Source organism: Finegoldia dalianensis (assembly GCF_046255015.1).
GTDB classification, from domain to species: domain Bacteria; phylum Bacillota; class Clostridia; order Tissierellales; family Peptoniphilaceae; genus Finegoldia; species Finegoldia magna.
This window is the reverse complement of the sequence record NZ_JBDLBQ010000007.1, coordinates 90,215-103,146: the sequence shown is the minus strand read 5'-3', so window position 1 is coordinate 103,146 and position 12,932 is coordinate 90,215. Positions and strand designations below refer to the sequence as shown.

At 28.4% G+C, this 12,932-nt stretch carries 11 protein-coding genes; 2 read left to right on the top strand and 9 right to left on the bottom strand.

The window, feature by feature from the left end:
- Nucleotides 1-30 precede the first annotated feature (30 nt).
- The 9 genes from ABDJ34_RS08495 to ABDJ34_RS08455 form a co-directional block, all read right to left on the bottom strand.
- On the bottom strand, nucleotides 31-2,856 hold the full coding sequence (locus ABDJ34_RS08495) for a VirB4-like conjugal transfer ATPase, CD1110 family (RefSeq protein ID WP_412702099.1): 2,826 nt from the start codon (nucleotides 2,854-2,856) through the stop codon (nucleotides 31-33).
- Nucleotides 2,834-3,433, bottom strand: coding sequence for a PrgI family protein (locus ABDJ34_RS08490; RefSeq protein WP_412702072.1), 600 nt, complete (start codon nucleotides 3,431-3,433; stop codon nucleotides 2,834-2,836). Before ABDJ34_RS08490 ends, ABDJ34_RS08495 begins: the two co-directional genes overlap by 23 nt.
- Nucleotides 3,434-3,444: 11 nt before the next feature.
- Nucleotides 3,445-4,464 (bottom strand): type IV secretion system protein, encoded by a 1,020-nt coding sequence (locus tag ABDJ34_RS08485; protein ID WP_412702071.1) that lies wholly within the window; start codon nucleotides 4,462-4,464, stop codon nucleotides 3,445-3,447.
- Nucleotides 4,465-5,061: a hypothetical protein gene (locus ABDJ34_RS08480; RefSeq protein ID WP_412702070.1), complete on the bottom strand. Its 597-nt coding sequence runs from the start codon at nucleotides 5,059-5,061 to the stop codon at nucleotides 4,465-4,467.
- A gap of 101 nt (nucleotides 5,062-5,162) precedes the next feature.
- Nucleotides 5,163-5,447, bottom strand: coding sequence for a hypothetical protein (locus ABDJ34_RS08475; protein WP_412702069.1), 285 nt, complete (start codon nucleotides 5,445-5,447; stop codon nucleotides 5,163-5,165).
- Nucleotides 5,448-5,809: 362 nt separating this feature from the next.
- Nucleotides 5,810-5,983 (bottom strand): hypothetical protein, encoded by a 174-nt coding sequence (locus tag ABDJ34_RS08470; RefSeq protein ID WP_412702068.1) that lies wholly within the window; start codon nucleotides 5,981-5,983, stop codon nucleotides 5,810-5,812.
- Nucleotides 5,984-5,993: 10 nt separating this feature from the next.
- Nucleotides 5,994-9,350, bottom strand: coding sequence for a VirD4-like conjugal transfer protein, CD1115 family (locus ABDJ34_RS08465; protein WP_412702067.1), 3,357 nt, complete (start codon nucleotides 9,348-9,350; stop codon nucleotides 5,994-5,996).
- Nucleotides 9,350-9,844: a hypothetical protein gene (locus tag ABDJ34_RS08460; RefSeq protein ID WP_412702066.1), complete on the bottom strand. Its 495-nt coding sequence runs from the start codon at nucleotides 9,842-9,844 to the stop codon at nucleotides 9,350-9,352. Before ABDJ34_RS08460 ends, ABDJ34_RS08465 begins: the two co-directional genes overlap by 1 nt.
- On the bottom strand, nucleotides 9,825-11,084 hold the full coding sequence (locus ABDJ34_RS08455) for a relaxase/mobilization nuclease domain-containing protein (protein ID WP_412702065.1): 1,260 nt from the start codon (nucleotides 11,082-11,084) through the stop codon (nucleotides 9,825-9,827). Before ABDJ34_RS08455 ends, ABDJ34_RS08460 begins: the two co-directional genes overlap by 20 nt.
- Before the next feature lie 439 nt (nucleotides 11,085-11,523).
- On the opposite strand from ABDJ34_RS08455, the gene ABDJ34_RS08450 reads away from it, so the two are divergent.
- Together ABDJ34_RS08450 and ABDJ34_RS08445 are read left to right on the top strand one after the other, a co-directional pair.
- Entirely contained in the window at nucleotides 11,524-12,402 is an 879-nt protein-coding gene (locus ABDJ34_RS08450) for a replication initiation protein (RefSeq protein ID WP_412702064.1), read from the top strand.
- Nucleotides 12,395-12,646 carry a DUF4176 domain-containing protein gene (locus ABDJ34_RS08445; RefSeq protein ID WP_316517795.1) on the top strand — a complete coding sequence of 84 codons (252 nt, stop codon included), beginning with the start codon at nucleotides 12,395-12,397 and terminating at the stop codon, nucleotides 12,644-12,646. Before ABDJ34_RS08450 ends, ABDJ34_RS08445 begins: the two co-directional genes overlap by 8 nt.
- Nucleotides 12,647-12,932 lie beyond the last annotated feature (286 nt).

The following is a 12,932-nucleotide window of genomic DNA, read 5'->3' as shown; positions in this document are numbered from 1 at the left end:
AAAATCTCCTATAAAACAAAGCCTCTATTATTAAGAGACTTTGCTTTTTTCTTCCTTAAACTTCGATTTTAAATGGAACGAATACTTAATATCGTACATCTTATTAAGCTTATCGTTAATTTGATTTTCAATATCTTCAGATTTGTTATCTTTATATTCTTCCATAAGCTTATCAAAATCTTCTTTAATCTTTTCATCTTCTGCCCTGTATCTCTTGATATCATTAGGATCAGATGTTGTAAGTTTATATAGTTTTGAATCTTTTGCTATTATGTTTTCAAAAGGAACAGTAACACCCTCTGTCATGATTAAACCTTTACCTTTAGAAGCATTGTAGATGTATTTTTGTTGCTCTTTCGATAATCCGTAAAGCTCTGTTAAAGTTGCCAAATCGTCTTCTGATTGGTTTAATAGACATACATAACCTGTTGCGTTGTTAAACATTGTTCTTGCATTTTCAGTTCTAAGCATATCTGATATATTTTGTGTGATACCTGTAATTACACCATCATATTTTCTTGAACGTTTAAATAATTGATATAAGAATGATGTTGAGTATTCATTATTTAACATCAAATAGAACTCATCAATAAAAATCCATGTTCTTTTTCCTTTTTTCTTGTTTTGAATAATTCTGTTCCATACATTATCAAGCATGATTAAAAGGCATACACCTTTTAAGTTTTGTGTTACAGAGTTAAGGTCAAATGATATTACTCTATTTTTAATATTGATATTAGATTCTTTAGAGAATATATTCAAACTACCGTCATTAACATAGATTTGTAATACTTGTGCAAGTCTTGTTGAAGTATAATCAGCCTCTTTTACAAGAGTGTCATAAAGAAGATTAAGAGTTGGAACTCTATTTTCTTTTTCACATCTTTTATATAGTTTTCTACCAACCACATCTATTGTTGATATTTCTTCTGGTGTTAAACTACTTGAATCACTATTTTTATTAATTCTAGTAATCATTGCAAAGAATGAGTTCAAAAAGTCTATTTTTGTAGATACTGGATCCGGCTCATTTTCAAACATTTCATTTTGAACAAAATCATTCTTGTCTATTTCTATTTGTTCTTCTAATTCCATTGGGTTAATATAGTTACCCTTGTTTTGACCTAAAGTTATTATTTCTCCGTTAAGCCTATTAACTAAAGTTCCATATTCACTTTCTGGGTCGACTATAACAATATCATCATCTGTAGATAAGAAAATATTAGCTATCTCGTGTTTTGCGGCCATTGATTTACCAGAACCTGGTGTTGCCATAATAAAACCTGATGGGTTTTTTCTACTTAATCTATTAAGTAAAATAATTGATTTACTTGTTGGGTTTACACCATATACAAAACCACCCGGTTGATAGATATCCTGAGTACTAAATGGTTCAAATATACCTAAAGATTTAGATAACAATTGACGTGAAACATCTAGTCTGTTATATCCAAATGGTAAAACCGTATTAAACGCTGCTTTTTGTTCCCAATCTAAATTACCTAAACTGATACCATGACTTCTACAAAGAGTGTCTATTCTGTAATTGTTATCCATAAGTTCATCAATTGTTTCAGCCATTGTCATAATGCAAAATGTTGTCACAAACATTTTTTCGTTTTCTTCTTGAATCTTATTTTGTATCTTTTTAGCCTCTTCCAAGTTTTCAATTAATGATTGTGCAACAAATTCATCACTTACACCTAATCCCTTACCAGATAATTTCCTTTTCTCACCAAACTTCTCTGTATTCATAAAAGATAGTTTAGTTCTAATCATTTGCTTAGTTTCATCCTTTGGAATTGGATTAATATGGATTGAACATATCATGTTGATATTTTCAGCAGTCAAATCTTGAATAAATTCATCCGTCATTTCTGTCGGTATATCTTTGATAAATCTTACTTGACCATAATATCTTCCCCATTCAAATATTGATTTATCGGTAAAATCAGCGGAATCTTCAGCTAAAAAGTCTTTAGATGTTAGCCCATGTCTAAAATACATTCTATTATCATATTTTGAGTTAGAATGATTCATAGGATCTATTATCGTCTTGAATAACTTTAATCTTTCTTTAGCTGATAACACCTTTACAACATCATCAGAATTTATTGGATAAATGTCTTTTAATCTTTCTCTAATAGCTGTTTCTGCTCTTTTAAGTTTTTCTGTAGCATCTTCTAAGTCATCAGCTAATACTGTATATGTTATAAACTTTCTTCTATTTATTCTATTGTTTTTATCGGTGTCATATTTTGCGATATTTTGATTGTTAAGTTCAATTCTAAATTCATCATAACCATCATCTTTCAAATTTATATTTACATCTTTTACAAACTTATCATGGCTTACTAATTCATTGTTAAATGACATTTCATACGCTATATTTTCATCTAGTGTATTTAGAAACTTAACATAATTTAAGAAAAGTTCACTTTGCTTTTTTTCAGCTAACAATTTATAGTTAATATCAGCAAACTCTATTGTCCTTGAATAAAGTAGGTTTTCTCTTATTACTAAAGTTCCGTCACTTAGAAGCCTGTCATAACCTATTAAACTTTGTGTTGATGCATTCTTTTTATTATATATATCGGATTTTGAATTTTTGACTTTCTTTTCTTTAGATTTTCTTAATTTCTGTTCTTGCTCTCTTTTACTAATAGCTTTCTTTTTTATATCTTTATTATTTTTAAGCTTTCCTGTAGTATTGACATCTTTAGCTATTAATACATTTTCATCTAAAGGGATATTTTCTTTTTCTTTAGATTTCTTTAGGTTTTTATTTTTAGAATCTATTGTTGCTATTTCTTTTGTTTCCTTATTTTTCTTTTTAAATAATCCCAACCAACTCACCTCTTTCGTCAAAATTGAACAATGCCTCTTCTTTAGGTTTGCCTTTTTTATATTTTTCAGTTATCATCTTACGATATTCTTTTGTTTCTACTCTATGATTTATTAATCCAACATAGTTGTTTTCTTTTTTATCGACTAAAACCTTGTTGTTCAATAATTGAGTATAATCATTTTTATTTAATATCTCACCAGACTTTATATCAAATTGTGTCATTTGGTCTTCTTTAAAAACAAATCTCTTTCTTTTTTTGTTATTTAACATATTATAGAAGTTTTGATTAACCTCTGTTTTATATGTCAATTTATTCACTCCAAATTTACCACGATATAACTTCTTAAGATAATCTTCCATATTTAAATTATCTTTTTTAATAAAACCAATCATTGCTATTGGAACTACTGTTAAAAATATTAGATAAGCTATTATGTTCATCTTTAAAAACTTAGATAAAATTATTGTCTCTAAAATTGCTAAAACTAAGCCACTTCCTAAAGCCAATAATTTTCTTTTAGTAAGATTTAAAAATATCTTATTTTCATATTCTGAAATATCTCTTGGTATGTTAACTTGTATCAAAATTATTCCTCCTAATTAAAAGCTCCACCTGTTGCTAAGTTCGCTACTTGTTTTGACTTTTTAAATAACGTCAACGTAGTTAAACTCATAAGCATACTTCCTGCAATAACCTTTAAACTTAGTGTAAATGCACTTCCTATTCCCAAAGATTGCATTGTTTTTGCTGGATCAGCCGATGAGAACACTTTTATAAATGTTTGTGGACTTGCTACAAGACCACTAAATAACACATTTCCTATTCCACTTCCATTCTCTATCGCATTAAACACATTTAAAAATAACTGCGTTGATATCTTTGCGGCGACTAATATAAGCAAAATATTTAACCCTATACTTAAAATCGTCTTTAAGTATGTAAATCCAGTATTAGCCCATTGCTCACAACTTATTGATGCTACAGCTATAGGTGCTGCAAAATAATATAATATACAATCTACCATTACGCCTAATATATAAAACCCTATCATTAATGATATTGCTAACATCGCAATTGCCCCTAAAGCAAATAGTAAGACTAGTATTATTGATGATAGTTTCAAAGTACTTGCCATATTATCTATTATTTCTTCTTTGATTGCATGTTTCGAATCTAACATGCCAGCTAAAACCGAATTTGCCGAGTATGCATGATCTATAGTCGTAATTTTAGAAAAATTTTCCACATAGCCCGCAAACCCTGATACTACCGATAAAAATATTTCTTGAACACTTTCTATCAACATTTTTATAATCATTATTTTAAAGAAGAACTTTAAAGGTATTACTATACCTTGTGCCTGAACAGCATCGTGTTTAGATGCCATTGAATATAGACCTAATACAAAGCCTATTGCAAGTATCGTATAAGCCACAGCTAATATTATATTGTTTAACCCTGATAATGTTTGATCGCTTAATATTGTTCCAGATGGCGATAAAAACATATTCATGTTTTGTCTTGTAAAAAACCCACCTACTTTTGCTGTGACATCCTGCATTTCAACCATAAATTTAAAAAGCGAAAGTATCGCTTCACAAAACATCTTCCACATTTAAAAAACCCCTTTCAAAAATATACTAAAGTTAATTACTAAAGGAGAATTCCAATCTATTTCGGGATTTGTCGTAAGCTTTGGTAAACTTGTTAAAAGAGTTGCTGATATAAGCACAATTACACCACCACCAAATAACATTGCTGATCTATAAATCTGTTGTGCCGATTGTGAACTCACTGCAATACCAAATTGTATTAATGACCAAGCAATTGTTAATGTTGCACCGTATTTTAGAAAATACATACTAGCATCTAATAGCCCTTCAAATTTTAATTGTCCGTTTGTTCCAACTGCACCTATTGCAAAAATCAAAAATAGACCAAACGCAACTGTGTAAAATCCTGTCATTAACTTTGATGTATCTGTTAATCCTTCTGCTAAGTGTGAACCTATCATTACTAAACCACTAACTATAGTTATAATACTAAATATCTTTACTATGTTTGCTATTAAATTAAAGTGTGAATTAAAAGCTTCTGATAATGGATTATTATTTACTGTTTGAGCAAAAGAAATTGAAGATAAGTTATGAGATACAAGAATTACCAATAGCAAAAAAATTCCTATTTTGTAAATATTTTTATTTTTTCTCAATTTTTACTCCTTATATATTGTGTTTAGCCTTGTAAGAATATAGGGCTTTTCACAATTTTAAATTAGCAAAGAATACCCACTTTAATTCTTTGCTAATTTTTCTAAGACATGAAATATTTAACTATTGTTGGTAAAGATAATCCAAGTACTACTAGAGCAACTCCACCAACGAATTGGTATAATTGCGATTGTAGTTGTTGACCGTTATTAATCGCTGCAAAGCCACTAGCAATACCAATCGCTGCTAATATAGCACCTACTATTGCCATTAATTTACCGAAAAATGATACAACTTCAATCATTAAGTCATTCGCTTTTTTTGAAGCTCCTGAATTGATAATTCCTGCTGCAAAACCAGATCTTACTGTTAATATATATGCAGCCATAATAACTAAGGAAGCTAAAATTATTAAGTATTTATGTTCCTTAATAAACGCCTTTGCTTTAGATAAAAAGCTTTCTTGTGTATTTAACGTCATTGTATTCGTATTCATTTGTATTAAAATCTCCTTTTTAAATTTAATATGATAGCTATAAAAGTGAAAAGTGGGATTTGTTTTGTATTTTAAATGCTATCATTTACGTTCTTGTTATACCCACGATAAAGATGTATTTGAGGCAAAAACATTCAGCTTTTATGTTAAATTGCACAAATCCCTAATTAATTATCATAAATAAGGACAGTAAAACTAACATTAAGAGCAAAAAAAGAACACCGCTACTGCGATGAACTCTTTTCCCCATTATTCTAATATTTTTCCCTAAAGTTTTTTAAACTTTTCTTTGAAACCTCGCTAAGATTTTCTCCTATCTCTCTCATTGTTAAAGTATCATCTACGAAAATATTAGAAGGCTCATATTCAATATCTTTTTGAAGATTTTCTCTGCGTTCTATATATTTTTTTATTTCAAGTTCGTTCACAAATCTCACCTCATTCAAAAACATCGAAATCATCAATGAAGTCACTTTCTTGATTTTCTGATATATCAGATTTATCTTCACTCTCTATATCTAAGCTTTCGGAATCTGTATCTACAGATATTATAACATCTTCTTTTTTAATATCTTTATCTACTTCATCTTTGTTGTTGTCATTATCCACATTGAAGAAATCATCTATGTTAAAATCATCATCTTTTTCTTTTTCAACTATTCTAGACAATTCCAGTTCTTCTCTAGCAGAAATTTCAGACTCTGTATCTTTCGATAAAATTGAATTTGTAAGCTCACGATAATTACCATCATATATTCTAACTTTTGGTATACTTAAAATCTCATCTCTAGTCATTATACTTGACACATCTTTTTGGATCGGTAAATATTTTACATCAAATCCTTCATCTTTTATTTTCTTTCTAATCTCATACATTAGCTTTTCTCTTTGTTCTATCGGTGTTCTGTTGTAAATACGATTTAAAGTTTTTTTGCCTTTTACACCAGCTAAATGATTAATGTTTTGATGTTTTATGGTTTTATACTTATCATCTTTGATAGGAAACTTTCCATTAATAAAAAGAATTGCACCTTTATATACAGCAACTTCCTCCGCAGTCATCAAAGGTCTTCCTGAAACACTATGTGATTCTGATACGGAAGATTCTTTACCTCGGGTTTTGTTGTTTGTAGAATACTCAATAGTTGTTTTTCCTATCATATCTGAAATTTTACCTGTTAATGTCGACTTATCTTCACCTCTACTACTACCTGCTCCTAAAAACAATATATAGTTTACGTTAGCCATTATAGCCTCCAAGCCATTTTCACCGTATACGTCTTTGATTTGCACGAAAGATTGGGCAATCATCGTTATCCCTATGTTACGACTACGGTTTGTAGAAATAATTCCTAAATAATCTGGAAGTTTTCCTATATTTGTAAACTCATCAAGCACAATCTGTAAAGGTATAGGAAGCTCCCCATTATCGTAACGTCTTGCCATTTCATACATCTTACTAATTAATTGATAAAACAAAATAGAAACTAAAAAACCTAACGATTTGTCGTTATCTGGTGTGATTATATACAGAATGCATTTTTCTTTTCCGCCGAAATCTTCTAATTTTAATTCATCTTTCAAGGTTAAATTTCTCAAAGCTGGTGATGAGAATTTTGATAGTTTACCTTTTGCAACAGACAACATTGAAGATAATGGCTTTTCAGATTCCTTAGAAAACTCTTGCCATAATCCAAAAGTGTACTGCTGATATTCAAACTCTTTGCTTGTTTTTTGAATATTTTTCTTCATATCTTCTTCTAATTGACGCATCCTGTCTGGAAACTCCCCTTGCTTTGTTGCAGGATCAATAGACCTTATTAAATTTAAAGCCTCCGTTGGGTTTTGCTTTGACCTATCCGTATTTACAAACTTCAAATATGCAAATACACACTTGATTATATCCTTTCCCTTTTCTTCCCAATACTCGTCAGTTCCTTTAGATGATGAATCCTCTTTGTATGAAGCAAGAGCAGAAACTATTTTTGTTATATCTTCGATTGATGAGATATATTCAAAGAAGTTATATCCATCTGAATTGTACCTATCCTCTTCTTTGTCTGCCTCTGTTTGAACGAAGTTTAAAATCTTTATCTTCCAGCCTCTTTCTTCCATATATTTACCAGTAGCTTTCAAAACTCCCCCTTTAGGGTCTACGACAATCTGATTGTAGTCGGATTCTAAAACATTAGGTGTTACAAAAGTCCAAGTCTTACCTGAACCTGAACCCCCAATTACTAAAATGTTATTGTTATCTGCACCGCTAATATCACGATTAACTGATGGCTTTACGTTATTTGTTAAAATAAAGTTATTAGTAACCTTAATTCCGTTTGTTTCGCTTTTTATATCTTTTTCAGTATTATTTAAGCTTTGTACGCTTTCCCATCTTGCCGCTCCATGCTCAATTCCCTTTGTGACATAATCTCTTTTACCAGCATTTCTATAATACCAGATATATATATACATCGATGCCACAAGAACACCAGATAATATAGCTATTAAGTTGAAATATATAAGTGGATGTAGAACGATTAAGCCGAAGAGTTGATAAGGATTATTTAGCAAAAAATCAACCTTACTAAAATATGTTTCCGGAGTTTCTGACAATCCAAAACCAACAATTTGATTTGCAATATAGAAAAAAATGAAAGTAAATAAAACTGTAGTAATAAACCTTGCCTTTCTTTTGCTTTTTTCAGTACTTACATTTTTAACTTTACCACCCTTTAATTCTTGTAACTCAACGTTATTATCTATATATGCAAAAATTATATTAAGGCATGTCATATCAGTTTTTGTAAGCATTTTAGAAGATTTAGAGAATCTGTTGTTTAAAAAGTATATATAACCCTCTAGTTCGTTTTTTATATCAAAGTCTGTAATATCTTCAATAGATACTCTTATTTCGTTAAGTAAATCTAAAAAATTTGATACAAAAATAGGCTCAGAATAACCATCAGTAATGTTTTTACTGTACTTATCTTCAATATCTATCAATTCTTTTTCGATCGATTTTACATCATATTTTCTAAATTTCTTATTTAATTTTTTGTATTCTTTGATAAATTCAATTCTTTTATCGGATATATCCTTTTGCTTATAGCCGATTTCGTTTTGTAAAATTAAAGAATTTAAAAAGCTTTCTAATTTGATAATAACCTGTTTTGTTTTGTAAACATTAATGTTATTTATCCATTTATCAATATAAGTATATACGTTTAATTCTTCATCTATAGATTCTTTTTCTTTTTCTGATTGATCAAAGATTAATGTTATTACTTTATAATCTAGTTTTTCCAGATTCGTTAGTTTCTTCTTTTGTTTTTTTCTTTCTATTGTTTTTTTTCTTATTTCAAGATTATTAAACACTTGTGTGTTATTATATGAAAAATTGATTTTTTCGATTTCTGTTAAAAGATATTTTGAAATATCTTTGTAATTCACACCATTTTCTTCAAAATATGTTTTGAAATCAAATTTGTCCTTGTTATCAGCTATTTTATAATCTGTAATGAAGTTTATTTTAGACTTATCAGTTGACGTTTCAATATAATACTTAAAACTTAAATCCTTTAGGATTATTCGGTCAAGATATTTGACTACATCTAATAACGATAATTTCTTAGAATTAAACTCTGAATTGTTATATAGAAAGTAAATAATATTTGCGTATCTTTCTTGTATTTCATCTTTAAAACAATCTTTCTCTTTGAAATTAGTATATATTTTATCCAAATCAACTGCATTTTTATTTTCAATTGAATACTGACTTATTTGCGACAAGTTTTCCATTATTCATCACCAAAATCTAAATTATTTTCCAAAGACATAGATCTTCTCTCCATTTCTTTTTCTTTTTCTAATGCTAAGCGTAATTCCTTTCCTAGCTCGATTTGTCTTTCTACATCTATTTCTTTTGTAGTTTCTCTTTGTGACGTTTTATAGACATTGTAAATTGAGTTTGCTTTAACTTTACTCAAAACATCAAATCCCTTATCGTGTCTTATTACATCAAACCCCTTTTCTTCAAGATAATAAACTATCTTATCTGTAATAGTTTCATAATAAAAATCATCTTTAACATCGTATTTTTCATCTTTTTTATTTACAATTTCTTCAATCTTTTCTTTAGTAAATAACCACGAATCAGAATTTTCTTTATTAAGAAATCTAACCCTATCTAGTACTTTTACTAAATACGAATCCGTTTCAATTGCTAAGTCATACCCTAAAATGTAGGTTATTAACTCTACATTTTCTCCTAAGTTAATAATATTCTCTGCCAATTTCCTTTTCCTCTATTTCTTTGTATTCATTATTCATTTCCATTTCTTTTTCTCTATTAAATAGCTTGTTATTTGCTTTTTCTATTAACATATTAAACATTTCTTTAACTTTACTAGTGTTAGAAAAAAGTAATTTTTTTAGATACTCGTCATCCTCATCTAAATCAGACAATATTTTAATTTCAAATGCTGAGGATTTTGATATAAAAATCTTTTCTTCCTCTTTGTATCTTCTTCTGTAATCATCAAACGATTCATTCTCTTTTCTTTTAATCTTTAGACTAGCAAACATATTTTTCATATAAAAGTATTTCTCGTGAACAGAAAGAACATTATCTCTTAATGTGCTTAATTTTTTCATATCTTTGCTTTTTAAAATATCTTTAATATTTTCTTTTGGTAATTCTTCTTTAGGTTTTTCATATAATGATTTGATTTCTTTATCTAAATCACTCTTCGTATTAACACCTACTATTACTTTAGAAAGTTTTCTATATCGATCCTTTTCTTGATTTTTTATATATATAATTCCATTTTCTTCCTTTACCTTTAAACCTTTTTCTTTAAAAAGTTCTATTGCATTATTAGCACTATATGCTTTCTCATAGATAATTGATCGTATTTTAAAATCTAAAATTTCTCTTTTACTGAATTTCTTTTTATCCCTATACTTAAAATTAATATCTATTTCTTTATTCTTACGTTCTAACCTTTCACTCGGTTGATATATCCTATTATTAATCTCGTTCCAAATTAACTCATACATACTTGATAGACCTCTTTCAATACAAACATCATTTAAATTTTTCCTGAGTTTTGATTGTATTGAATATAGTCTCTCGTAATTATTTACTGAATTGTTGTAATAGTTTGATACAATAGTATGCGTATGGATATTACGACCATTAACATGACTTGCCAATACCATTGGCTGATTAGGAAATTCTTCTTTCATAATCTCTTTTGTAATTTCTAAAGCCTCTGTAACGGTTAATTTATCTTGTGGATCAAAAGAACAAATTATACTTAACCCTTCGTTTTTTAATTTGTTTTCATATTCAATTCCATACTTAACAAAACTATCACATGCTATTATTGGAGAACTAACTTTATTTTCTATTTCACATCTTCCACCATTTAATTCGTTTACCAATAGTCCATAATAAGTCTGCTCATCTTTTTCTATGTAATCTAGTGAACTAGATATATCTTTTATTGATCTAACCTTTAAATATGCCATGCGTTATCTCCTCTCTTTATTGTTATACCCACGAAAATATGTGATAGAATATGATTGAAAAAATGAAAAATAATAACCTCGTAACACAATGTTGTTATTTTATTTGTATTTATAGTTGTAATATAGTTGTAATATAGTTGTAGGTCTTCTGTAGTGGTTTAAAACACTAAGTTTAAAGAGGGTCTTAGACGACATTTTGGGTAGAAAAGACGACAAATTGGGTAGGTAAAGACGACAACTTGGGGCATAAAAACGACAAATTGGGTAGGCAAAGACGACATTTTGGGTAATCAAAGACGACAACTTGGGGATAGCGAAATGTGGATAACTTTTTTGTGGATAACTTAATGTTTTCTAATGTATAGACGACAAATGTTTACATACTTCGTCTTTTATGGTATTATGTATTTATAAAAAATAATACTAACAGGAGAAAACTATGGCGAATGAACCGATAATATGGGAACACAGAAATCTAATTGAAAAATTTGAGTATAAACGCTCCGTTAATTTCAACAACAGATTTAATACTGTTCCACTTCGTAATTTTAATGCTACTGAATTAAATATATTAATGTATTTATGCTCTAAGTTGAAAAGACAAAGGGATAAAATTATTGATATTTCTTTCGAAGACATTAAGACATTAACTAAATATGGAAGCAAGGATAAAGAAAGGTTTATAGAAGATTTACAGTCAACAAATAGAAAATTATTAGACTGTAAATTTTCGTACGAAACAGAAGACGATTTAATTGACTTAGTATTATTTACTACATTTAAAATAAGTAAATCACAAGGCAAATTAACCGTAAGAGTTAACGATGACTTTCTATTTCTTCTAAATGATTTTACAGAACAGTTTACTAGATTTGAACTCAATGAGTTCGTTGATCTTAAAAGCAGTTACACAAAAGAGTGCTATAGAAGACTTAAACAATTTAGTGATACAGGACATTGGTATGTTTCCATTGACAGATTTAGATATGAATTAGATATACCAGATTCATATAGAATGTATGATATTGATAGACGTGTTCTAAAGCCAATTAACGAAGAATTATCTGAACTATTTGATTATTTTAAAATTATTAAAAAGAAAAAAGGAAACAAAGTTATAGGTCTTCAATTTGATTTCACCAGAGAAAATAGAGAGAAAAAGAGTAAGCTAGATGCAGATGAAATTATCGAATCATATTTTGATATGCAAGAAGAATTGGAAACACACCCTTCCGGAAATTTCTATCTGGAACATAAGGATGAAATTGAAGAAAATAGAAAAAAATTTTTAAAACTTTTGGAGGATAAGAGTGAATAAAGACAACTTTAAAGATCTACCATTAGGAACAATTATTATGATTAAAAAAGATAACGGATATAAAGATATAGTAAGAATAACTAAAAAAAACACACCTAATCCTTTTGGTGATGATGAAACTATTTATGATTATTATGGCACTGAACCATATCCAGTCTTGATACCGGAACAGCTATATTTTTTCTATAGTGATGATGTTATTGAGATTATTAAATATCCTGAAAATAAAAAACAAATTAATTAAACATATCGACTATTGCTATAATTAGCGATAGTCTTTTTTATTGCTCTTTCAATTTATTTCCCAAAATGTCGTCTGTTAAAAATCAAGTTCCAAAATATCGTTTATACGGATCGAAATAAATCAAATAATGAACAAAAAGCAAAACCAAAAATTATATTCCCCAAAATGTCGTCTATTGAAATTATTGATTCCAAAATGTCGTTTATACGATATGAAATAGATCAAATTATGAATAAAAAGCAAAGATAAAAATTATATTACCCAAAATGTCGTCTGTTAAAAAACG

Bases quoted from the DNA above. Each gene is read 5' to 3' on its own strand.
- ABDJ34_RS08485 (WP_412702071.1), bottom strand. From the start codon at position 4,464: ATGTGGAAGATGTTTTGTGAAGCGATACTTTCGCTTTTTAAATTTATG.
- ABDJ34_RS08475 (WP_412702069.1), bottom strand. From the start codon at position 5,447: ATGGCTGCATATATATTAACAGTAAGATCTGGTTTTGCAGCAGGAATT.
- ABDJ34_RS08465 (WP_412702067.1), bottom strand. From the start codon at position 9,350: ATGGAAAACTTGTCGCAAATAAGTCAGTATTCAATTGAAAATAAAAAT.
- ABDJ34_RS08455 (WP_412702065.1), bottom strand. From the start codon at position 11,084: ATGGCATATTTAAAGGTTAGATCAATAAAAGATATATCTAGTTCACTA.
- ABDJ34_RS08450 (WP_412702064.1), top strand. From the start codon at position 11,524: ATGGCGAATGAACCGATAATATGGGAACACAGAAATCTAATTGAAAAA.